This window comes from Agrobacterium sp. CMT1 (genome assembly GCF_037203725.1).
GTDB lineage: Bacteria > Pseudomonadota > Alphaproteobacteria > Rhizobiales > Rhizobiaceae > Agrobacterium > Agrobacterium pusense.
In genome coordinates, this window is sequence record NZ_JBBCAR010000003.1 from 273,612 (window position 1) to 295,967 (window position 22,356).

General features: G+C 60.6%; 21 protein-coding genes. 11 read left to right on the top strand and 10 right to left on the bottom strand.

Annotation, left to right across the window (positions count from 1 at the left end; genetic code table 11):
- The first annotated feature begins 180 nt into the window (after nt 1–180).
- Complete coding sequence (locus tag WA845_RS06335; RefSeq protein ID WP_003523060.1) at nt 181–762, top strand: ATP-dependent Clp protease proteolytic subunit; 582 nt, start codon at nt 181–183, stop codon at nt 760–762.
- A 71-nt stretch (nt 763–833) separates the two neighbouring features.
- On the opposite strand, the gene WA845_RS06340 is transcribed toward WA845_RS06335, so the two are convergent.
- On the bottom strand, nt 834–1,076 hold the full coding sequence (locus WA845_RS06340; RefSeq protein ID WP_022556718.1) for a pentapeptide MXKDX repeat protein: 243 nt from the start codon (nt 1,074–1,076) through the stop codon (nt 834–836).
- Between the two features lie 182 nt (nt 1,077–1,258).
- Here WA845_RS06340 and WA845_RS06345 point away from each other — a divergent pair, with 182 nt between their 5' ends.
- Together WA845_RS06345 and WA845_RS06350 are read left to right on the top strand one after the other, a co-directional pair.
- On the top strand, nt 1,259–1,807 hold the full coding sequence (locus WA845_RS06345) for a sigma-70 family RNA polymerase sigma factor (RefSeq protein WP_006699438.1): 549 nt from the start codon (nt 1,259–1,261) through the stop codon (nt 1,805–1,807).
- Nucleotides 1,804–2,448 carry an NrsF family protein gene (locus WA845_RS06350; RefSeq protein ID WP_035209199.1) on the top strand — a complete coding sequence of 215 codons (645 nt, stop codon included), beginning with the start codon at nt 1,804–1,806 and terminating at the stop codon, nt 2,446–2,448. The genes WA845_RS06345 and WA845_RS06350 overlap by 4 nt, the downstream gene beginning before the upstream one ends.
- A gap of 79 nt (nt 2,449–2,527) precedes the next feature.
- On the opposite strand, the gene WA845_RS06355 is transcribed toward WA845_RS06350, so the two are convergent.
- Nucleotides 2,528–3,610 (bottom strand): esterase-like activity of phytase family protein, encoded by a 1,083-nt coding sequence (locus tag WA845_RS06355; protein ID WP_112554110.1) that lies wholly within the window; start codon nt 3,608–3,610, stop codon nt 2,528–2,530.
- Nucleotides 3,611–3,884: 274 nt separating this feature from the next.
- On the opposite strand from WA845_RS06355, the gene WA845_RS06360 reads away from it, so the two are divergent.
- The 4 genes from WA845_RS06360 to leuA all read left to right on the top strand — a co-directional run bounded on the left by WA845_RS06360 (nt 3,885) and on the right by leuA (nt 7,620).
- On the top strand, nt 3,885–5,063 hold the full coding sequence (locus WA845_RS06360) for a benzoate/H(+) symporter BenE family transporter (protein WP_004443018.1): 1,179 nt from the start codon (nt 3,885–3,887) through the stop codon (nt 5,061–5,063).
- A gap of 36 nt (nt 5,064–5,099) precedes the next feature.
- Complete coding sequence (locus WA845_RS06365; protein WP_112554108.1) at nt 5,100–5,390, top strand: BrnT family toxin; 291 nt, start codon at nt 5,100–5,102, stop codon at nt 5,388–5,390.
- Complete coding sequence (gene brnA / locus WA845_RS06370; protein WP_004443014.1) at nt 5,350–5,592, top strand: type II toxin-antitoxin system BrnA family antitoxin; 243 nt, start codon at nt 5,350–5,352, stop codon at nt 5,590–5,592. The genes WA845_RS06365 and brnA overlap by 41 nt, the downstream gene beginning before the upstream one ends.
- A 318-nt stretch (nt 5,593–5,910) precedes the next feature.
- Entirely contained in the window at nt 5,911–7,620 is a 1,710-nt protein-coding gene (gene leuA / locus WA845_RS06375) for a 2-isopropylmalate synthase (protein WP_112554106.1), read from the top strand.
- Nucleotides 7,621–7,819: 199 nt separating this feature from the next.
- Here the strand turns inward: leuA and WA845_RS06380 are convergent, their stop codons facing one another.
- Entirely contained in the window at nt 7,820–8,785 is a 966-nt protein-coding gene (locus WA845_RS06380) for a metallophosphoesterase family protein (protein WP_004443010.1), read from the bottom strand.
- 65 nt (nt 8,786–8,850) lie between these two features.
- Between WA845_RS06380 and WA845_RS06385 the strand changes: the two genes are divergently transcribed.
- On the top strand, nt 8,851–9,342 hold the full coding sequence (locus WA845_RS06385; protein ID WP_004443008.1) for an NUDIX domain-containing protein: 492 nt from the start codon (nt 8,851–8,853) through the stop codon (nt 9,340–9,342).
- Nucleotides 9,343–9,357: 15 nt separating this feature from the next.
- Here WA845_RS06385 and WA845_RS06390 read toward each other — a convergent pair whose 3' ends face one another.
- Nucleotides 9,358–10,350, bottom strand: coding sequence for a glutathione S-transferase C-terminal domain-containing protein (locus tag WA845_RS06390; protein WP_112554345.1), 993 nt, complete (start codon nt 10,348–10,350; stop codon nt 9,358–9,360).
- A gap of 295 nt (nt 10,351–10,645) precedes the next feature.
- Here WA845_RS06390 and WA845_RS06395 point away from each other — a divergent pair, with 295 nt between their 5' ends.
- Together WA845_RS06395 and WA845_RS06400 are read left to right on the top strand one after the other, a co-directional pair.
- Nucleotides 10,646–11,215: a GNAT family N-acetyltransferase gene (locus tag WA845_RS06395; RefSeq protein ID WP_107339111.1), complete on the top strand. Its 570-nt coding sequence runs from the start codon at nt 10,646–10,648 to the stop codon at nt 11,213–11,215.
- Nucleotides 11,216–11,551: 336 nt separating this feature from the next.
- Nucleotides 11,552–12,865, top strand: coding sequence for an MFS transporter (locus tag WA845_RS06400; protein ID WP_112554104.1), 1,314 nt, complete (start codon nt 11,552–11,554; stop codon nt 12,863–12,865).
- A gap of 56 nt (nt 12,866–12,921) precedes the next feature.
- On the opposite strand, the gene WA845_RS06405 is transcribed toward WA845_RS06400, so the two are convergent.
- Nucleotides 12,922–13,887: an MBL fold metallo-hydrolase gene (locus WA845_RS06405; protein WP_112554102.1), complete on the bottom strand. Its 966-nt coding sequence runs from the start codon at nt 13,885–13,887 to the stop codon at nt 12,922–12,924.
- Nucleotides 13,888–13,973: 86 nt separating this feature from the next.
- Between WA845_RS06405 and WA845_RS06410 the strand changes: the two genes are divergently transcribed.
- Nucleotides 13,974–14,927 carry a LysR substrate-binding domain-containing protein gene (locus WA845_RS06410; RefSeq protein ID WP_112554100.1) on the top strand — a complete coding sequence of 318 codons (954 nt, stop codon included), beginning with the start codon at nt 13,974–13,976 and terminating at the stop codon, nt 14,925–14,927.
- A 19-nt stretch (nt 14,928–14,946) separates the two neighbouring features.
- On the opposite strand, the gene WA845_RS06415 is transcribed toward WA845_RS06410, so the two are convergent.
- The 5 genes from WA845_RS06415 to WA845_RS06435 form a co-directional block, all read right to left on the bottom strand.
- Nucleotides 14,947–15,360: a GNAT family N-acetyltransferase gene (locus WA845_RS06415; protein ID WP_045532056.1), complete on the bottom strand. Its 414-nt coding sequence runs from the start codon at nt 15,358–15,360 to the stop codon at nt 14,947–14,949.
- A gap of 89 nt (nt 15,361–15,449) precedes the next feature.
- Entirely contained in the window at nt 15,450–17,534 is a 2,085-nt protein-coding gene (locus WA845_RS06420; protein WP_112554098.1) for a hypothetical protein, read from the bottom strand.
- Between the two features lies 1 nt (nt 17,535).
- On the bottom strand, nt 17,536–20,346 hold the full coding sequence (locus WA845_RS06425; RefSeq protein WP_337322234.1) for a DUF4159 domain-containing protein: 2,811 nt from the start codon (nt 20,344–20,346) through the stop codon (nt 17,536–17,538).
- A complete protein-coding gene (locus WA845_RS06430) occupies nt 20,343–21,269 on the bottom strand; it encodes a DUF58 domain-containing protein (protein WP_112554094.1) in 927 nt (308 codons plus the stop codon). Before WA845_RS06430 ends, WA845_RS06425 begins: the two co-directional genes overlap by 4 nt.
- Nucleotides 21,270–21,294: 25 nt before the next feature.
- On the bottom strand, nt 21,295–22,305 hold the full coding sequence (locus WA845_RS06435; RefSeq protein ID WP_004442986.1) for an AAA family ATPase: 1,011 nt from the start codon (nt 22,303–22,305) through the stop codon (nt 21,295–21,297).
- Between the last annotated feature and the right edge of the window lie 51 nt (nt 22,306–22,356).

A 22,356-nucleotide genomic window follows, 5' to 3' on the forward strand; every position in this document is an offset into this window, starting at 1 on the left:
TGCGGCACTGCAATGAGACGCTGACGATATCGCGAAGACGAACGAGCTGTCCATGCGTCATCTGCCGGGGGTGCTGTTTATTGTTCGGGCGCGAACCTTGTCTTTTTTGCTCATTGCCTTACGTAACAAGTCGCACTATGTCCGAAGGGCATGCACGAATTTTGCTGGAGAGAGCCGTTGATGAACGAAGACGAAGACGACAAGAGCAAGGAACTGCCGATCGGCAAGGAAACGGAAGCGAATCTTTTCAAGTCGCGTTCGATCTTCATCTATGGTGGCATCACGCAGGAACTGGCGCAGAAGGTCTGCACGCAGCTCGTGGCCCTTGCCGCCGCCAGCGACGACGACATCCGCGTTTACGTCAATTCTCCGGGCGGTCATGTCGAATCGGGTGATTCCATCCACGACATGATCAAGTTCATCAAGCCGAAGGTTTACATCATCGGCACGGGCTGGGTCGCCTCCGCCGGCGCGCTGATCTATGTTTCGGTGCCGAAAGAACGTCGCCTTTGCCTGCCGAACACCCGCTTCCTGCTGCACCAACCCTCCGGCGGTACGCGCGGCATGGCGTCCGACATCGAAATCCAGGCTCGCGAAATCATCAAGATGAACCAGCGCCTGATCAAGATTTTCTCCAAGGCCACCGGCCAGAGCGAAGAAAAGATCGCCAAGGATATCGATCGCGATTACTGGCTCGGCGCGGAAGAGGCCAAGGACTATGGCCTCGTCGGCAAGATCGTCGAAAGCCAGTCGGAACTCTGAGTTCCGGATTTTCAGTCGATAAAGCCCGCATCGGTGAAAACCGATGCGGGCTTTTTCCTTTCGGGCCGTTGTTATTTCATCATATCGCAGGCCTTCATCATGTCGGCTTTCTTCATCTTGTCCATTTCCATACCGGCCTTGTGCATGCAGGCCTTCTTGCCGGTCACGGACATGCCATCTTTTTTCATCGTCTCCATTTTCATCGCGTCGGGCTTCATGGCGTCTGTCTTCATGCCGTCGGCATGGGCGATGCCCGTGAGGGAAACAGTAGAGAGCAGGGAGGCGGCGGCAAAGGCGGTGAAAATGCGGGTCATGAAGGGTTTCCTCTGGACGTTATCGAATGTCCGCCGGCATCATGTCGGGGATCACGATTGTCCATTCGGGAGAAATGGGCGGTCGTTACAGCTTCACACGTTTGTGACAACATCTTCGCGCGAGATTTTTCAAACCACCGTGTAACAATATGCTGCCGACCGCGAATAACCCGATAGTGACAATGACAGGCAGCCTTTCAGAAGACACTTTAAAGACGCTGATGCTGCGTTCCCTCGACGGGGACGAAGGCGCCTACAGGCATTTGCTTCATGCCCTGCGCCGGCTGCTGACTGCTTACTACGGTCGGCGCATGGGCGCCGCTTCAAGGGCAGAAGTGGAAGATCTTGTGCAGGAAACGCTATTGTCGCTGCATGCGAAGCGGGCGACCTATGATCGCTCAAGACCGTTCACGGCCTGGTTTTTTTCGATAGCGCGCTACAAGCTCATCGATCACTATCGCGGCAGGGGCGCGCGCATGCGGGGGGAGGTGGAGCTGGATGAGACCTTGGAGGCGGATTGGTCTGTCGACGCCGTCACCGCGCGGATGGATGTCGAACGGTTGCTCGAGGATTTGCCGGAGCGGCAACGCGAGCTCATTCGCAGCGTGAAGCTTGAAGGGCAGTCCATTGCCGAAGCGGCAAAAAAAACCGGCCAGACCGAGCTTGCGGCACGAGTCGGCATTCACAGGACATTAAAAACCCTGGCGGCGAAGTTGCGAGGCGACACGTGAAGAAAACGGAAGATATTATCGAGCGACTGGCAGCAGATCTCAGGCCCGTTCCGGCTTTTGCGCTCGAGCGTCGGCTGGCCTTTGCAGCCCTGCCGGCGCTTGGCGTTTCACTTCTGCTGATGTTCATCATTTTGGGACCGCGCGGCGATATGCGGGATGCGGTGAGCGAGCCAGCTTTCTGGGTGAAGTCTTTCTACAATGCCCTGCTGGCGATGGTCGCTTTTTTCGCGGTCAGGCGTCTTGCCCGGCCGGAGGGAGAAAGAAGCTGCCTGTTTGTCGGGATCGCGGTGATCGTTTCGGCAATGGCGGTGATGGCCTTCGTACAGCTGGGATTTGCCCTGCCTGAAGCCTACCGCAGGCTCATCCTGGGTTCTTCAGCCCTGCATTGCCCGCTCTTGATCGTCGCCTTTTCTGTTCCGGTGTTTTTTGCGAATTTTGCCGCTCTCAAACGATCTGCTCCTGCCGATCCCGCCCTGGCAGGTTTTGCCGTGGGACTTGCGGCCGGAGCGGCCGGAGCCTGGGTCTATTCCTGGTTCTGCAGCGAAAACGGCCTGGCCTTCGTGCTGATCTGGTATTCGCTGGGTATTCTCCTCACCGGTCTGATTGGGGCCTTCGCCGGTTCACGTCTTCTCCGCTGGTGAAGGCAGGTTTCCTGTTGTGTCGTGTCCGCTCATGCCGGCGCTGTGGGCTGTCAGGGGCCGGCACGATCCTTATCGTGTGTTACTGACCGAGGTTTGCCGGCACTGCGAAGGCTGCAAACTGGGTGAACTGCTTGCCCGGGTTGAAATTATCGTCCGAGGCGATGACAAAGAGCTGTTTGCCATCCACGACCGGTCCAAAAGCAAGGCTTTCGATATTGTCTATGTCGAGGCCGAAGTCGCCTTCCTTGATTTCGAACCATGCCGATTTGGAAACGGCGGCCACGGATGCCGGATCGATCCTGTCCTTGCCGAGAATATTCTCGGCGCGCGAGAGGTCGACGACGAAGAAGCGGATATGGTTGCCGACCCCGGAGGCGAAATTGCGCTCGACGGCGACGAGGCGCCCGTCCGGCAGGGCCGCAAGAGCGGAGAGGCCATTGTCATTGTATTTCGGCTCGGCGGCTGTCGGTGTGTTGGAGATCGCCTCCGTCACATAGACATGTTCAGCGACCGGCTTCAGGGTCGCGGTATCGATGACGAGAATACGGGCCGGGCTGCCCGCCTGCGGCGTCGCCTTCGGGCCATCCTGAGTGAGCGCATTTTCGGTGGCGGCGATCAGTCTGCCAGGTGTCAACGTCAGCCCTTCGAAGCCGAGATTGTTTTGCACGCCCCTGGTCTTCGCGTCATCGATGAGATAGGCGTCGGGCAGCGCCAGCCGTTTGACATCGCTTCCATCGAGGTTTGCCACATAAATCGCCGGCTGGTTTTTCAGGTCGCGTTCCGAAGACCAATAGAGCTTGCCGCCCTTGCGGTCGAGTGCGATGCCTTCTGCGTCGATGCCTTTGGGAGCGAAGGCCGCGCCGGTCTCATCCTTCAATTCATGCATGGCGGCGATATTGAGGGTGGCGACGCCTTCCGACACCGCCAGTTCCAGCTCGTAATAACGGGCCGGGCCCTTTTCCACGCGGTCGTCGGAAATTGCGAGATAACGCCCGGTTTCGCTGTCGAAAGCGAGATCGGAGATCCCGCCGAAGGTGACGCCATCGATGGCGAGGCCGGAGGGAACGACGATCTGGCCCAGAAAGGCCGGCTGCGGCAGGGTCTGGGCAGCCGCCGGAAGGGCTGCAAAACCCAGGGCTGCAATGGTGACGATACGATACATGAAGCTCCCTCCTGTGGCGGATGATCCGTTGCGATGCAGGGAGGATTAGCGTGCTGCCGCTAAACTTTGATGACGTTTTCCATGCCGGCGTACCCGAAGTCCGGCGGTTCATCTTGCCAAGCCCCGTCTTTTTTGATCCTGAATATAGCCATGCTTCATCCAGAGCGTGCTGCTATCTTCAGATTCGCGCTTCACGCTTCAAATTTGTTCGTGTCCGTCGCCAGTGCAGATCGCTGCGGTTTCTTGCGACGGGCAGCAGGCCGCAGAGTGCTTCATGCTGAGAGATTTTTCCGTCCAGAGCCTGTTCATGGGCTGCCTCACCGCCTTTGTCGGTTTCGCCAGTTCCTTTGCCGTCGTGCTGCAGGGCCTCAAAGCCGTGGGCGCGACCGATTTCGAGGCCGCGTCGGGACTGATGGCGCTTTCGGTGGCGATGGGGCTTTGCGCCATCGTTCTTTCCGTCGCCACCCGGCTGCCGGTCAGCATTGCATGGTCGACGCCGGGCGCCGCACTTCTGGCCACGACGGGCGTGATCGAGGGCGGTTTTCCTGCGGCTGTCGGCGGCTTCATTGTCTGCGCCGTCCTGATCATCGTTGCCGGCCTGTTCAAGCCGCTCGGTCGGGCGGTTGCCTCCATTCCGGCGCCACTCGCCAATGCCATGCTGTCGGGTGTCATCATCGGCCTGTGTTTCGCCCCGATCAAGGCGATCGGCTTCAACCCGGCGCTTGGCCTGCCGATCATTCTGGCGTGGATTGTCGTGGGGGCTTTCAGGCGGCTGTTTGCAGTACCTGCGGCCCTTGCCGCCTTCGTGCTGGTGATGATTTTCGGCGTCGATATTCCGGCGGGCGCGCTCGATAGCGTCGCGCAATCGCTGACGCCGCCGATGGAATGGGTAACACCCGTCTTCAGCCTGCATGCCGTCGTCTCCATCGCGCTGCCGCTCTTCATTGTCACCATGGCCTCGCAGAATATTCCCGGCATTGCGGTGCTGAAGGTCAATCACTACGACCCGCAGCCCGGCCCGCTTTTCGCCGCGACCGGCTTCTTCTCGCTGCTTTCCGCGCCCTTTGGCGGCCATGCCGTCAATCTTGCGGCAATAACGGCGGCGATGTGCGCGGGCGAGGATGCCCATCCTGATCCAAAGCGGCGCTATTGGGCGGCGATCATCGGCGGTGTCGGCTATATTATTTTCGGTCTGCTAGCCGGCGTGGTCACGGCCTTCGTGGCGCTTGCGCCGCCCATCCTCATTCAGGCGGTGGCGGGGCTGGCGCTGGTCGGCGCTTTTTCCGGCTCAGCGGTCGCCGCGTTCAAGGACCCCGAAACCCGCGAGGCTGCGGCCATCACTTTCCTCATCACGGCCTCCGGCCTCTCCTTCGGCGGCGTTTCCGGTGCTTTCTGGGGCTTGATCGGCGGCGGGTTGATGATGGCGTTGCAACGGTTGGTAAGGCGTGGTTAGATAGTGGAAATGGTATAGTTTTTATATTATATTCTCATGGAATTCGAATTTGATCCGGCCAAGAGCGCTGGCAATAAAGACAAGCACGGGATTGATTTTGTCGATGCTCAGGCGTTGTGGCACGACAAATTCGGTTTGACCGTTATCGCGCTGGGCGTCGGTGAAGAGCGGTTTGCGCTCATCGCTCTTCTCGGCGGCAAATTATGGCTCGCAGTGCATACGCTGCGGGATGGGCGTATTCGAATCATTTCCGTTCGGCGCGCCCGTGAGTTAGAGAGGCATCATTATGAAGACAATAAGCGCAGAAGAATTCGACAGAATGGCTGATGATGGCGAGGACATCGGTGAGTATCTCGACTGGACAACGGCGCGGCATCTGAATATCGAGCCCAAACGTGTCAACATAGATTTTCCGACGTGGGTCGTCAACGACCTGGACAATGAGGCTCGGAGACTTGGGGTGACCCGGCAGTCGCTTGTCAAATTGTGGATCGCGGAAAGGCTTGAGATCGGCCGACACGCAAAATAGGCCTGCACCGCACAAGATCACTTGTCAGACCGCCAGCCGCTGTTTATACACATCGCCATGAGCAACAGCATCGCAACCATTTCCGGCATGAGCGCGCAGATTTCTGCGAAGGCCTCGCCGTGCGGTGCACTCTCGCTTCTTAGCCTCGACCTTACACGCGGTTGCCGGGTCCAGTGAGGAGCGCCCGGCGGCCGAAAGCCCGCTGGTGCAAACGCTCCTCATCTCGAAATCTCATTTTATACTGGATTTAGGCCCTCAAGGGCCGCGCATCCGCCGATGGCTTGAAGAAGCCCGCGGATGGCGCAAGGAGGAAGCGACATGGACGCCAAGACCACCACTGTTTCCAAGGGCATGACCGACGCGAGCGTGAAGTATCGCCCTTATCCCACGATCAACATCCCCGACCGCACCTGGCCTTCCAAGACGATCACCAAGGCGCCGATCTGGTGTTCGGTGGACCTGCGCGACGGTAATCAGTCGCTGGTCAACCCCATGGGTCACGACCGCAAGGCCCGCATGTTCAAGCTGCTGCTCGAAATGGGTTTCAAGGAAATCGAGATCGGTTTCCCTTCCGCGTCGCAGACGGATTTCGATTTCGCCCGCTGGTGCGTGGAAGAGGGCAATGTGCCCGATGACGTCTCGTTGCAGGTTTTGGTGCAATGCCGCCCGGAACTGATCACCCGCACCTTCGAAGCGCTGGAAGGCGCCAACAAGCCGATCATCCATTTCTACAATTCGACATCGGAACTGCAGCGCCGCGTGGTGTTCGGCAAGGATGTGCACGGTATCAAGCAGATCGCGGTCGATGCGGCCAAGATGATCACCGACATGGCGGCCAAGGCCGGCGGCGGTTACCGTTTCGAATATTCGCCTGAGAGCTTTACCGGAACCGAGCTGGAAGTGGCGCTGGAAATCTGCAACGCCGTGGTCGAGGTTGTGAAGCCGACGGCCGACAACAAGCTGATCCTCAACCTGCCATCGACGGTGGAAATGGCGACGCCGAATATCTATGCCGACCAGATCGAATGGATGTGCCGCAATATCGACAATCGCGAAAACGTCATCATCTCGCTTCACCCGCACAATGACCGCGGCACGGGCATTGCGGCGACCGAGTTGGGCCTGATGGCGGGTGCGGACCGCGTTGAAGGCACCCTGTTCGGCAATGGTGAGCGCACCGGCAATGTCGATGTCGTGACGCTGGCGCTGAACATGTATACGCAGGGTGTGGATCCTGAGCTGGACTGCCGCGATATCGAGCGCATCAAGGCGGTCTATGAATATTCCAACGAGATGACGATCCCCGAGCGCCACCCTTACGTAGGCGAACTGGTCTACACGGCGTTTTCCGGCTCGCATCAGGACGCCATCAACAAGGGCATGAAGGCTATCAAGGTCGCCAATCATCCCGTCTGGGAAGTGCCCTATCTGCCGATCGATCCAAAGGATGTGGGACGCTCCTACGAGGCGATCATCCGCATCAACTCGCAATCCGGCAAGGGTGGCATCGCCTATATCCTCCAGCAGGATTACGGCATCAACCTGCCGCGCAATTTGCAGGTGGAGTTCCGCGAGGATATCCAGCGCATCACCGATGAAGAGGGTGTCGAGCTGGCGGCCAAGCGCATCTATGAGCGCTTTATCGAGCGCTACGTGACGCAGCCGAATGCGCGCCTCAAATTCGTCGATCACCACACCTATCCGGCCGGCGATTTCAAGGGCGTGCGCATCGTTGCCGCCGAGATCACCGACAATGGTGAGGTGAAGCGCATTGAAGGCAAGGGGACCGGTCCGATCGACGGGTTCATCAATGCGCTGTCGGTTTATCTCGGCATTGATCTCTCGGTGAATGATTATTCCGAGCACTCGCTGCAGCACGGCTCGAATGCCTCGGCCATCGCTTATGTCGAGATGGAACATCCGGGCGGCAAGCTGTTCGGAGCAGGGGTGAATACGAATATCGTGGCGGCTTCGCTGGAAGCGATCGTTTCTGCGGCCAATCGGGTGCTGGAAGAGCGGACGAAATAAGGCTTGCGTTGAGGGTGGGGCAAAGCACTCCCCTCTGCCCTGCCGGGCATCTCCCCCTCAAGGGGGGAGATCAGCAGGAAGCACTAACATAGCCTCGTTTGCCAAGGTCGAGATGACCGAAAGATCGCCACGAGTCGATCTCCCCTTGAGGGGGAGATGTCCGGCAGGACAGAGGAGGGTAAGCTGCACGCGCTAAGGTTTACTCCTCCGGGCTCTGCTCCGCAGGCCGCGAAAACCCCAGCGGCCGCCCGTTTTCATAAAATACCCTGATATCCTCAAGCGCGACACCCGTTGCCGTCTCATTGAGGCTGTGCCGTTCGCAGGTCACGTTCCAGGTGCCGGGACCGCCGGAGATGTTGAAGAGATTATAGGCCGCGCGCGGTTTTTCTCCACCGGGCCCCTGGCTGGCAGAGGCGATGCCGACCACGGGAATGTGGTCTTCACCATGGTGCGTGTTCAGCCAATAGACTGTGTTCAAATGTGTATGGCCATGCAGCACGAGCTCCGCACCGCCGACGCCAAGCGCCGCAGCGAAACGGCGTATGCCGATCATGCGCTTGTGCGTTGGGGCGGCGCCACGGATCGGCGGGTGATGGATCATCACGACGCGGAACAGCCCCTGTTCCCCGGCTTTTTTCAACAGTTCCGCCGTGGCGCGCGCCTGCCGGTTGCCGAAATAGCCGGTGGCCGAGAAAGGTGGCGTTGCAATCGAGGTGGAGCAGCCGATCAGCGCGATGGGGCCGCGCACGCGCATATAGGGGAATATCTTGCGGTCGTCGTCCCACTCGGCAGGGTCGCCATCGCCACGAACATAGGGGTACCAGGCCTGCATGGCCTTGTCATGCGCGCCGGACACATAGGCGTCGTGATTGCCGGGAACGACGGAGGTCTTTTCGGGGTCACCCACCTCTTCCAGCCAGTCGGCGGCGGCGCGAATTTCAATGCCGGTCGCAAGATTGACGAGATCGCCGGTGATAGCCAGATGATCCGGTGATTTTGTCTCCAGATCGTCCAGCAGCTTTTCCAGCGTATCGGTGAAGAGATGCTTGCGGCGGTTGCGATGCCAGTTGACGAAACCGGTGATACGCTTGGATGCAAGTTCGCGAAAAGTGAGTTTTGGAAGTGGCCCCAAATGGACGTCTGAAATATGCGCAAGTTTGAACATGGCGGCAGAGATAACCTATGATATGCCGCACGTCCAACAAAAGCCGGCAGGCGGGGAGAAACAGGGTGAATGACGAGACAACCGGGCGGCAGGCCCGTCCGTTCCATATGCGCGTCTTCATTCGTTTGCTGCATTTCGTTTTTCTGTTCACGCGCGGCGCAACTCTTGGCGTGCGTGCCGCCTGCTATGATGGAACCGGCAGGATTTTCCTCGTCCGCCACACCTATCTGCCGGGCTGGTATCTGCCGGGTGGAGGGGTGGAGCGGGGTGAAACCCTGCTCGCGGCGCTTCACAAGGAAATTAGGGAGGAAGGCAATCTCGAAGCCACGTCAAAGCCTGAGCTTTTCCATGTTTATCTCAATCTGGAAGGCAGCAATCGCGACCATGTCGCGCTTTATCGGCTTGAGGTTACCCAGACCAAGCCGAAAAAGCCGGATCATGAAATTGCCGAAAGCGGCTTTTTCGATCTTTCAAATCTGCCCGAAGGAGTGACAGCCGCAACCCGCCGCCGCCTTGCAGAACTTGCCGGCGAGGCGGCGCTCGCCGATCACTGGTAACAGTGCCCACCCTCGTCAGGAAAGCGAGTCGCGGCCATGCGCCTTTGTCAGGTCCAGCTCGGGGCCGATGGGCACGATGCCTGTCGGATTGATGGTGAGGTGGCTGCGGTAATAATGTTCCTTGATATGGCGCATATCGACCGTGTCAGGCACGCCCGGCGTCTGGTAAAGATCGCGCAGGTAACCCGTGAGGTGCGGATAGTCGTGGATGCGGCGGATATTGCACTTGAAATGGCCGACATAGACGGGGTCGAACCGAACCAGCGTGGTGAACAGGCGCCAGTCCGCTTCCGTCTGCTCCGAACCGAACAGGAAACGGCGGTGCTTCAGCCGGTCTTCCAGCATGTCCAGCGTTTCGAAGACCTTGACCGCATTCTGCTGATACGCATCCTGCGTTGTGGCAAAGCCAGCCTTGTAGACGCCATTATTGACGGTGTCGTAAATCACGTCGTTCAACGCGTCTATTTCGTCGCGCAACGTCTCGGGATAATAATCGGTCTGCGAGCCGGTGAGGTCGTTGAAGGCGGAGTTGAACATGCGGATGATTTCTGCCGATTCGTTGGAAACGATGGTGCCGCGCTTCTTGTCCCAGAGCACCGGCACGGTCACGCGGCCGGAATATTTGGGATCCGCTTTGGTGTAGACCTGCCAGAGCGCGGATGAACCGAAGAGGTGATCCTCGGTCGCACCTGGCGTCCGCTCACCTTCAGGCTTAAATTCCCAGCCTTTTTCCAGCATCAAAGGGTCGACAACCGAGACCGAAACAAGCTCTTCCAACTTTTTCAGCTTGCGAAAAATCAGGGTTCGGTGCGCCCAGGGGCAGGCGAAGGAGACATAGAGGTGATAACGGTCCTTCTCCGCCGCGAAGCCGCCTTCTCCTGAAGGGCCGGGTGCGCCATCCGCCGTTATCCAGTTGCGGAATTGCGAGGCGCTGCGCTTGAAATGCCCCTTGGTTTCCTTGGTGTCGTACCAGACGTCTTTCCATACGCCTTCCACCAGCATGCCCATGACGATCTCCTTGATTGTTTCCTTGGCGGCAATCCTACCCGTTTCACTCGTTGTCGCGAACCCGCAAGGCATTGAACAATGCGTTTCCGTGCTGCAGAGCTGGAATGGGGCCGCGACGAGATTTGTTCTGGACGGGTCGTTATTTTCCTGATAATTGCGATTTTCACAAATCTGAGGAAATTTTTGATTATGATCGAACTACGGATGCTCCGACGACGCTGACGCTCCTGAACGCCCTAACCGGCGCAGCCGTCATCTATTGTCGCATCCGCATTCTGGAAGTTTCGGTCTCTTCATGTCCAAGCACGATCTTGTCTACCTCACCGAGGACGCGTCGCACGACGCCATCATCGAAGTCATCAACGAAGAAGCATTTGGCCCCGGCCGGCACACCCGTGCGGCAGCACGCATCCGCGAGCAGGGTCCGCATGACCGGTCGCTCTCCTTCGTCTGCGCCGATGATGGCGAGACGATTGCCTCGGTGCGCATGACGCCGGTTCTGGCAGGCAATGTGAAGGGTCATATGCTTGGCCCGCTTGCGGTTCGGCCCTCTCACAAGAACAAGGGCATCGGCCGGGAACTCGTCCGGATCGCCATTGCGGCGGCAAGGCGCAAGGGCTCCGAAGCCGTGATACTGATCGGCGATCCGCCCTATTACATGCCGCTCGGGTTCGAGAAGGTCGCTTATGCGGCGCTTGATTTTCCGGGGCCGGTTGATCCGAACCGGGTGCTGGTCGTGCCGCTTGGCAATGACGTGCACCAGCGGCTGAAGGGCAATATCGGCTGGCGCAAATGCGAGGCCGTGATGCCGGCCGCGACAGTGGAAGATGAGGGTTTCGAGGCGCCTCTTCGGGTTTACGGGTGACGGGATATCCGAAGAGCTTTTTGCTTCTTGGCGCAACATAGGCCCCGTCATTCCGGCCTTGAGCCGGAATGCAGCCAGGCCAAGTCTTTGGGCTGAAAAGGACCCTTCCCACGGCGCAGACGCGCCGTGACTGGATCCCGGCTCGAGGCCGGGATGACGGAAGGGGCGTTGCGCGCTATGGCAAACATCGAGACTGCTGTGCACATCTTTTTGTCTGGTAAAATCTTCTTCCAGTAGCCTGTTTCGAAACAACGCGTCTCCCTCCACAGAATTCAATTCCGTTTCCTCCCCCCATACGATAGCAAGTGAAAGTCGGTTTTTGCGAAGGGACGAGGCATGACGGCAATCACCATGAATGATGCGCTGGAGCGCGCGGGCGCAGGCGCCTATCAGCGCAGGCTGATGGGCATATTCGGCCTCGTCTGGGCGGCGGATGCCATGCAGGTTCTGGCCGTCGGTTTCACTGCGGCCTCAATTGCCGCAACCTTTGGGCTGACGGTGCCGCAGGCGCTGCAGACCGGAACAGCGTTCTTTTTCGGCATGTTGCTGGGTGCTGCGGGTTTCGGACGGCTGGCGGACCGTTACGGCCGTCGCCGGGTGCTAATCGTCACGGTGGCCTGTGATGCCCTGTTCGGCGTGCTTTCGATATTCTCGCCGGATTTCACCATTCTGCTTGTCCTGCGCTTTCTCACCGGGGCCGCCGTGGGCGGCACGCTGCCGGTGGATTATGCGATGATGGCGGAATTCCTGCCCGCCAAGAATCGTGGGCGCTGGCTCGTCTTTCTGGAAGGTTTCTGGGCTGTCGGGACGCTGATCGTGGCGCTTGCAGCCTGGGGTGCCAGCCTTGCCGGTGTTGCCGATGCCTGGCGATATATCTTTGCCGTAACCGCGTTCCCGGCTGTCCTCGGCCTTGGCCTTCGCTTTCTCGTGCCGGAATCGCCGCTTTATCTCCTGCGCACGGGTCGGTCGGAGGAAGCAAAGGCCGTCGTCAACCGTATGCTGGTCACGAATGGCCGCGCTCCGCTCGATGCCGGGACAGCGCTTTTCCAGCCTGAAGTGTCCAAGGGGCAGGGGATATTTTCACCGGCGCTGCGCCAACGCAGCATCATGATCCTCTCAATCTGGTTTCTCGTCTCCGTTTCCTATTACGGCGTCTTCACCTGGATGCCGGCGAAGCTCGCGGGAGATGGCTTCGGTTTCGTGCGCGGTTATGGTTTCCTTGTGCTGGTGGCGCTGGCACAGATCCCCGGTTACGCGCTTGCGGCCTATGGTGTCGAAAAGTGGGGTCGCAAGCCGACGCTGATCGGCTTCTGCCTGCTCTCCGCGCTCGGATGCCTGCTTTTCACGCTTGCTTCCGGCGGTGCGATGATTGCCGCCTCGCTTCTCATCATGAGCTTTGCGTTGCTCGGCACCTGGGGCGCTCTCTATGCATTCACGCCGGAACTTTACCCGACGGAATCACGGGCAACCGGCATGGGTGCCGCAGGGGCGATGGCGCGGCTTGGGGGCCTGCTGGCGCCGTCACTCCTCGGTTATGCCATTGCGCAGGGTTTTGGTGTCGCGATCGGCATATTTGCCGGGCTGCTGGTACTGGCCGCCATTGCGGCGACGATGATCAATGCGGAAACGCGCCAGGTGGCGCTGACATAGGGTGTCAGTGCGGGACGATGGCCTGACCCTTGAGGATCAGGCCATTCGGTTCGGCTTTATAGCGTCGTGTAATTCACCGGCAGCCAATCATAATTGGTGCTGTCGGTGCGCACATGACCGATGCCGGGGAAGGCGATATGCGCGCCTGCCACCAGATATTTGCCTTCCACCGCCTGTTTAAATGCCAGATCACGCGTGGCGACGGCTGCCTTCTGATCGACGTCGAATGCGACGGCGACATCGGGTTCATCGAACTGGAGGATATCGCCATGGGTAATATCGCCCCAGAAGACGATTTTCTGGCCGTTGCTTTCGAGAACGATGCCGCTGTGGCCCGGCGTGTGGCCGGCGTAAAGGACTGAACCGAGACCGGGAACCGGCGCGGCATTGTCGCCGAACGTCTCGAACTTGCCGGCATCGATATAGGGCTGGATGCTTTCTTTGGCTTCGGCATAGCCCTTCTTCAGCGCCTCCGGTGCTGCCTTGGCCTTTGCCTCGTCCAGCCAGAAAGTGGCTTCGCGCTTGTTCACGCGCAGGGTCGCGTTGGCGAAGACGCGCTTGCCATCCGCGGAGAGACCGCCGGAATGATCTGTATGGATATGGGTGAGAACGACATCATCTATCTCATCCGCTTTGTAGCCCGAGGCTTCGATATTGGCGACGAGCCTGCCGAGGCTTGGGCCAAGATAGGAGCCGGTGCCGGCATCGATCAGCACCAGCCTGTCACCGGTGTTGACGAGAAACGCATTGACGGACGTGGGCGTCTCTTCCGGAAGGAACGCATCCTGAAGCGCCTTCGTCGCATGTTCCGGTGTGGTGTTGGTGTAAATTTTGGCAAGCGGCAGCGCAATGACCCCGTCCGAAAGCGCAGTAACTTCCACCTTGCCGACCATCAGCCGGTAGAAGCCGGGCGCCTGCGTGGCGACAAGCGGTGCCTTGGCAAATGCGACGGAGGGCGCAACAAAGGGGGCGGCGATGAGGGCGCTGGCGGCGCCTTTGAGAAGTGAGCGACGTGATGGCATTGAAGGCTCCTGGGTTTAGGAATGTCTTGAAACTTTCCGATCTCCAGTTAAGTGTAGGCAGGTTAGCAATCAAATCGATGTGACTTATGCAAACTATCGATCATTTCAATCTCCGTTCCTTCGACCTCAATCTCCTCGTCGCTTTCGATGCGATGATGGAAGAGATGAACGTCACGCGCGCGGCGCGGCGGCTGAAAATCCAGCAACCTGCCATGAGCCATAATATCTCCACCCTGCGCACACTGTTTCAGGATGAGCTGTTCATTCGTGTGGGGCAGGAAATGAAGCCGACGGCGCGGGCGCTCAATCTGGCGGGGCCGGTACGCCAGGCGCTGAGACAAGCGCAGGCGGCGGTGCTGACGGCTGATGTGTTCGATCCGGCGACCGAGAGGCGGACGTTCCGGCTCGGCATGTCCAGTGAGGTGGAGCTGCTGCTTTTACCGGATCTGTCCGCGCGGCTGCGCGAGATCGCACCCGGTATCCGTATCCTTGCGCGCAACGGGCAACAGCAGGAAATCACCGCTATGCTGGATACGGGCGTGATCGACATGGCTGTGGGATGCACCTATTCGAAAGAACAGCGGCACCATTGCGAACCGCTTTATTCTTCCAGCGTGCTCTGCTGCTTCAACCCGGCTCTGCTCCATCTGCCCAATCCCGTTGGACTGGACGCCTATCTGTCGGCCAAGCACGCGGTCATATCACAGACCGACAGTCTGCATGGCTGTATCAAGGACGCGCTGGAACTGACCGGACTGGAAATCGACGTCGTCGCTGCTGCGCCGGATTTTCTTTCGGTGCTGGCAACGGCGCGCTCCTCAGCCGTGCTGGCGACCGTGTCTTCGCGCATTGCTCAGCGTTATGCGCCGATGCTGGGACTGGAAGTGAGCCCGGTGCCGGTGACGTTGAATTTCCCGCCTGTCGCCATGGTCTGGACATTGCAGACCGATGCGGATGCGGGAGCCGTGTGGCTGCGTCAACAGATTCGCGACACCATGGGACGCACGGTCGACAGCGAGGTGTCGGGCATCGCCGCCTGAAATTTGCGTGGCCGGTGCTCTAGAACCGTTTCTCCAGCCAGGTGATGGATTGGCCGCTGGAGAGTGGCCCAAGCGAGCCGATCTTGGTGAAACCGTACCGTTCGTAAGTCCTCAGCGCATCCGGGTTCATCGTGTCGATATAGGCGCCCATACAGCCGCGCTTTTTCGCCTCGTCTTCGGCCATGGCCAGAAGTTTCGAGGCCGTGCCTTGTCCCCGCATCGTCTCCGGCACGAAAAGAAGCTGCACATAAAGCCAGCCGCGGGCGGTGTGGCCCACCAGACCGCCGGTGACCTCATTGTCGTCATTGCGGATGGTGATGATAATGTCGCGTTTGTCGCTTTCGCCGAAACGAGCAAGATTATAGGCCACCAGAGGATCGCGGATGGCTTTTTCGGCCTCTGGATCGGCGGCATCGCTTAAAACGAAATTCATGTTCATCTTCCCCGGCCGCCGGGCGGTGGCCGTTTCCCGTTTACGTGCCGAGACGAGGGGAAGGCCCCACGATCTTTGCTGGAACGCCCTTACCGGCCTTCACGCCACCATAGAGCGGAGAAGGCAAGCAGCAACGCGCCTAGCCCGGCGAAACCTGCAAAGAGCGGCAGGGTGTTGACGCCTTTCAGCACCGTCTCGTCGGTCATGCGTATCAGCATGCGATCCTCATCGGCAACCCTGATATCGCCACGAACCGGCAAAATATCCGGCAGTGCGACCCGGCCGGAATTATCGGCGACACGGTGCACGCTGCCTTTGGTGGCATCTGCCAGCGGCTTCAGCGTTTCGGTCGTTGAAATCATCGCCTTGAATTCGGGTGCGTCCACTGCGCCAACATGGACGAGGGTGGTGAAATCGCCGTTCTTGATTTCGAACAGGCCGGTTTCATCCATGCGGCGTTCGATCCTGTAGAGACCGGGCTCGCTGCTGGTGAAAGCCATGTTTTCGGTTTTGCCGGAAGGGAAACGCACGCTGGCCTGACCGGGATCGTCACCGATGGTCTGACGGGTGATCTGCAGGGTGCGGCCGTTGGCGCGCGCCGTCAGCGCCTCTTCCTCAAGCTCGGGTTCTTTCATCAGCCAGTGGGCGATGCGGCGGTAAAGCGCCACATGCGGGCCGCCGCCTTCATAACCACGCGCCCAGAGCCAGCCCTGATCCGACAGCAGCATGGCGACACGGCCTTCACCCTGGCGGTTGAGCACCAGCAGCGGGTCCTGACCATCGCCCAGCATCACGGTCTGGCCCTGCGGCGGGTCGACGCTGATGGTGCGGAACCAGCGGCCCCATTGCGGCGGCTCATTGCCCGATCCCTCTAGCCCGCGGGTGACCGGGTGTTTCTTGCCCGCTTCCGAAAGACGCGGATAGAAGGCAGCCTGATGCACCTGACCGGTCGGCTGCGCCGGCAGCACGGAGGCCAGAGGCGTCATGGCGATCGAATCCTGACCGGCATGCTCCGGCCCGGCGGCAATCAAAAGTGCGCCGCCTTTTTCGACATATTGGGCGATGTAATCGTAATAGAGGATCGGCAGCACGCCACGATGCTGGTAGCGGTCGAAGATGATGAGATCGAAATCATTGATCTTCTCGACGAACAGCTCGCGGGTGGGGAAGGCGATCAGCGAGAGTTCGTTGATCGGCGTGCCGTCCTGCTTTTCCGGCGGACGCAGAATGGTGAAATGCACCAAATCGACCGAGGCGTCGGATTTCAGGAGGTTGCGCCATGCCCGCTCGCCGGCGTGCGGTTCGCCGGAGACGAGCAGCACGCGCAGGTTCTGACGGATGCCTTCGATCAGGTGAACGGCGCGGTTATTGGCAACAGTCACTTCGCCCGGGATTTCGGCGACGGAAAACTCCATGACATTGTTGCCGCCGCGTGGGACCTTGAAGCGGAACGGCGTCGGCTGACCGGGTGTCGCCTGTAGTGTGGCGATCTCTTCGCCATTCATCTTCACCGTCACCTCAGCCGCGCCACCGCCTGCCGGGCGTCCGTCATCGAAGACGCGCAGCGTCAGTTGCTGTTCCTCATTGACGATGCCGAAGCGCGGGGCGCGAACGATTTCGATACGGCGGTCGAACTCATCAGCCTTGCCCGTGATCAGGCCGTGCACGGGCGCGCGGAAGCCGAGCGCCTGCTCGGCGTTGGGCAGGGCATTGGGAATATCGTGAATCTGACCATCGCTTAGGAAGATCGCGCCACCCACACGGGAAGGCGAGACATCCGAAACGGCGGAGGACAAGGCCGAGAAAAGCTGGGTCGAGGGCGAATCGCTCTCGCCATTGTCGCGCACTTCAACGATGCGCGGCTCGATGCGGGGGAAACGGGACAGCCGGTCTTTCAGCGCATTGAGCGCCGTGTCCGTCATCTGCGGCCGGTCCTGCACGTCCTGGCTCTGCGAACGATCGACGATGACGGGGACGATGGTGGAAAGCGGCTCGCGCTCCTCCTGCGTCAAAAGCGGATTAGCGATGGCGGCAAGCAGGGCGGCAAGCGCGAGCCCGCGCAGCCATGCGCCACGCACGCCGCGCCACAGGCCGATGAAGGAAAGAAGAAGTGCTGCGACGGCCAGAACGGCGATCACGATCCATGGCAGGAAGGGAGCGAAGGTCAATGTCATGTCACTGCCCCAACCGTTCGAGAAGTGCCGGAACGTGGACCTGATCGGCCTTGTAGTTGCCGGTCAGCATATACATCATGATGTTGACGCCGGAGCGGAAGGCATGTTCGCGCTGCATCTCGTCAGGCGGAACGGTGGGCAGAACCGGTGCGCCCTGCGCATCGACGGCCCATGCGCCGGCGAAATCATTGCCGGTTATCATGATCGGCGTCACGCCGTCCCCGGAGGAGGAGAGGCCGGAGGTGGTCTTGGCGGCACCCTGACGCGATTCCACCCAGAGCGGCGAGCCATTGTAACGGCCGGGGAAATTGGTGAGCAGGTAGAAGGAACGCGTCAGGACGTGATCCTCCGGCACGGGCTCCAGCGGCGGAATATCGATATTGGCGAGGATCGCCTGCAAACGCTCGCCATTGGCGCTGGTCGCGCCGGTATCGAGCGAGGAGAACTGGTCACGCGTATCGAACAGCACGGTGCCACCGGCGCGCATATAGGCGTCGATGCGCGAGATGGCGGCGCTGGACGGCATGGGCGCGGAGGCCGAAACCGGCCAGTAGATGATTGGGTAGAAGGACAATTCATCCTTGGAAATATCAAGGCCGACAGGCTGCCCGGGCTCCAGCGTCGTGCGCCAGGTCAGGAATTCGCTCAAACCCTGCAAACCCTGTTCTGAAATGCGGTCGACATCGTCTTCGCCGGTGCGGACATAAGCGAGATGAGTGGTGTCGAGCCGCTCGAATATCTGCTCGTCGCCGGGTTTGGGATCGTCGGCACGGGCATCGGTTGGCGACACCGCGGCAAAGGCACCAAGCGCCAGCAGCATTGTGGCCACTGTGGCGCTTCTGGCTTTCGGCAGGCGGGCAAAGGCACCGTTCATGAAAAGCACGATCAGGCTGTCGGCGATCAGCATCAGGAAGGCAGCGATGAAGAGGGCGGGACGCAGCGATTTCGCCGTCTCGCCAATCAGCGCTTCACTTGACGTGCTGACACCGGCGGCCGAGGTATCGAGCGGGCGCAGCGTCGCACCTGCGGGCAGGAGATTGAGAGCCACGAAACCATCCTCTGTGCCGTAAAGGCCGGGGGGATTGTCGAAACCGGTGCGCGGAAGCTGGCCGGCGCGCATTTCCAGCGGCCGGGCGGTGCCGATTTCGGCTGACAGCGCGCCTTCCGCCGTCAGCAGCCGGAAGGGTGGTAGAGCGGCGGCCGGGGCATTGGCGGAAGCCGAAGCGCCGCCCGCCTTGGACAATTGCACGATACGGCGAAGCATATCGACGAAGTGGCCTGATATCGGCAGGTCGGACCAGCTGGCCTCGGCGCTGACATGGAACAGCACGATGCGGCCTGCCTCGACGTTGCGGGTGGTGACGAGCGGTGTGCCATCGGCAAGGCTTGCCCAGGTGCGTTCGGCGAGGTCCGGTGTCGGCTCGGCCAGAACCTGGCGTTTGACGAGAATGCCATCGGCTTTCGGCATGCCGGCGAAAGCGCCGAATGCAGGGAAATCGGCAAGCGGTTGCGGTTCAGCCCAGGAGAGTGCGCCGCCGAGCGCGCGTTCGCCCTGTCTCAGCGTCACCGGCACCAGCGGGTCGTCGGCGGGGGCTGCAGCAAGGCGTGGCCCGGCGAAGCGGATCAACGTGCCGCCGCCCGCAAGCCATTTTTGCATCGGCTCATAGGTTTCCTGCGGCAGGCGGCCGATATCGGCCATGACAATGACGGAGGGGTTGGATTGCAGGATTTCCGGGATGGCCTGCGCCAGATCGGCCTGCCGCTGCGGAATGAGATCGACGAAGGGCTGAAGTGCGCGGCTGATGTAATAAAGCGGTTGCAGCAGCGGCTGGAAATCATTGCCGGTTTCGCCTGCCAGCAGCGCCACGCGGCGGCGGCGGAAGCCGTCATCGAGAAGATGCACTGCACCCGCCGTGGAAACACCTTCAAGGGAAAGACGGGCGAAATCGTTGCGCAATTCGAAGGGTGCTTCCACCGTTGCCGTTGTTTCAGCCTGGCCGGGGGCGAAGGTGGCGATGCCATTGGCGAGAATGCGGCCCTGGCTGTCCTGCGCGTTGACCGTCAACCGGGCAGCTTCCGCAGTATCGAGCCTTGAAAGCGAAACGCTCATGGCGTCGGCATTGTTGGTTGCGCCCGTTATCGCGGCAATGGCCTTGCCGTCGCCGCTGACGATACGGAATTCGGCTGGTGAAAGACTGGCCAGCGTTTTCAGGGCGCTTTCGTCCTGCGCCGTCTGCACGCCATCAGCGATATAGGCGAGGGTGCCGGGGGTCGTGCCGTTAAGCGCTTCGGTGATGGCATCGGCCGTACGGACACGATCGGGCACGAGCGGCTTCGGTTTTGCCGCTGCCAGCTTTTCCAGGGCGACCGCTGTCGTTCCGGGTACATCGTCATGTTCGGCATCAGCTGTAAAAGCGATGGCGACGGGGCGCTCGGCACGCTCTGCATCCCCGATCAGGGCTTCCGCGGTCGCCACGCGCCGCTCCCAGTCGGGCGCAGACGCCCAGCTATTGTCAACCACCAGCACCAGCGGGCCGCTGCCGGCGATGCCGCTGTTGCGTGGATTTACCACGGGATCGGCGAGAGCAAGAATCACGGCGGCGGCAAGCGCCATGCGCAGCAAGGTGAGCCACCACGGGCTTTTCGACGGCGTTTCCTCGCGTTTCAACACCGTCGCCAGAATCTTCAGTGGCGGGAAGACCTCTGCCTTGGGGCGCGGCGGGGTCAGCCGCAGCAGCCACCAGATGGCAGGCAGCGCCAGCAAGCCGAAGAGGATGTAGGGGCTGGTGAAGACGAAAGGCAATGCGCTCATCGGCGGCCACCGCCTTGCCCACCGCCCTGTGCCGGCGCGCCGGAAAGATACATGTGCATGGCCACCAATGCCTCGGAAGCGAGATGGTCGGTGCGGTGGAACACGAAGTTCCAGCCCAGCCGGCGAAGCGACGAGGAGAGTGCCTCGCGCCTTGCGAGATAGGCGCGGGTATAGTCTTCGCGAATGGTCTCGGCGCGGCCGGACACCAGTTTTTCGCCGGTTTCCGGATCGCTGAATTCGGTGCGGCCGGAATAGGGGAAGGTTTCTTCGGCCGGGTCGGCAATTTCCACCACATGGCCGCGCAAGCCCCGCCGTGCGAGCGGTGAAATGCGCTCCATCACGGCCTGTGCATCATCGAGAAAATCACCGATCAGCACGATGTCGCTCGCGCCACGGATCATGCCCGTTTCCGGCATGCCTTCGGTCGGCGGCGCATGCATGATCGCGGTGGCGAGCCGTTCGGCGGCATTCCGGGCCGAGACCGGTTCCATGATACCGGGGCAGCCGATGCGCTCGCCGGAGCGCGCGAGGATTTCCGCCAGCGCCAGCATCAGCACCAGGGCCCGGCTTTCCTTGGAAACGGAACCGAGGGTAGATTTGAACATCATCGACGGCGACATGTCAGCCCACAGCCAGATGGTGTGGGCCGCTTCCCATTCGCGGTCACGCACATAGGTATGATCGTCGCGGGCCGAACGCCGCCAGTCGATACGCGAGAGACTTTCGCCATCGGCATAGGGGCGGAACTGCCAGAAATTTTCGCCGATGCCGCGCTTGCGGCGGCCATGCCAGCCTGCGGTGACGGTGTTGGCGATGCGCTTTGCCTCGACCATGCAGTCCGGCACCAGGGCGGCGCGCTGGCGCGCGCGCGCCAGAACTTCGCTACCCGGCGTCTTGTCTACGATCTGGCCGATGGATGCCACATGCAGTCCTTTCGCGAACGTCGCTTCAGTTCTTCGCCTGCTCCACGAGGGCAGCGATGACATCGCGCACCGACATGCCTTCGGCGCGGGCCGCAAAGGTCAGCGCCATGCGGTGTTCCAGCACCGGTTCGGCCAGCGCATAGACATCGTCAAGCGAGGGTGCGAGCCTGCCTTCGTAAAGCGCACGCGCACGGGCCGTCAGCATCAGCGACTGGCCGGCGCGCGGACCGGGACCCCAGGCAACGTTCTTATCGGTCAACTTGTTGCCGTGGCCGGGGCGGGCGGAACGGACGAGCGACAGAATGGCGTCCACCACCTTGTCGCTGACCGGCATCTGGCGGATGAGCGCCTGTATCTCCATCATGCGGGGCGCATCGATGACGCCGCGTGCTTCGCCCGAGGCGGTGCCCGTGGTGTCGAGCAGGATCTGGCGTTCGGCGGCAAGTTCGGGATAACCGACATCCACCTGCAGCAGGAAGCGGTCGAGCTGGGCTTCGGGCAGCGGATAGGTGCCCTCCTGTTCCAGCGGGTTCTGCGTTGCGAGAACGTGAAACGGCTTCGGCAGCTCATATGTCTGGCCGGCCATGGTGATGTGGTATTCCTGCATGGCCTGCAGCAGCGCGGACTGCGTGCGCGGGCTGGCGCGGTTGATTTCATCGGCCATCAGCAACTGAGCAAAAACCGGTCCCTTGATGAAGCGGAACGAGCGGCGGCCGTTTTCGTCCTGGTCCATGACTTCGGAACCGAGAATATCTGACGGCATCAGGTCCGGTGTGAACTGAATGCGGTTGGCGTCGAGGCCGAGCACGGTGCCGAGTGTGGTGACGAGCTTGGTCTTGGCAAGGCCGGGAACGCCGACAAGAAGGGCATGGCCGCCGGAGAGGATGGCGAGAAGCGTGTTCTGCACCACCTTTTCCTGGCCGAAGATAACCTTGGAGACTTCCGCGCGGATCGCCGCAATGTCGGACAGCGCCTTTTCGGCCGAGGCGATGATCGCCTTTTCATCGAGGGTTTCGCCGGTATTCATCACGCCCATGTCGCTCTCCTCATACCTTCGCCGCTGTCACATTTGCATTCCGGTTTTGCT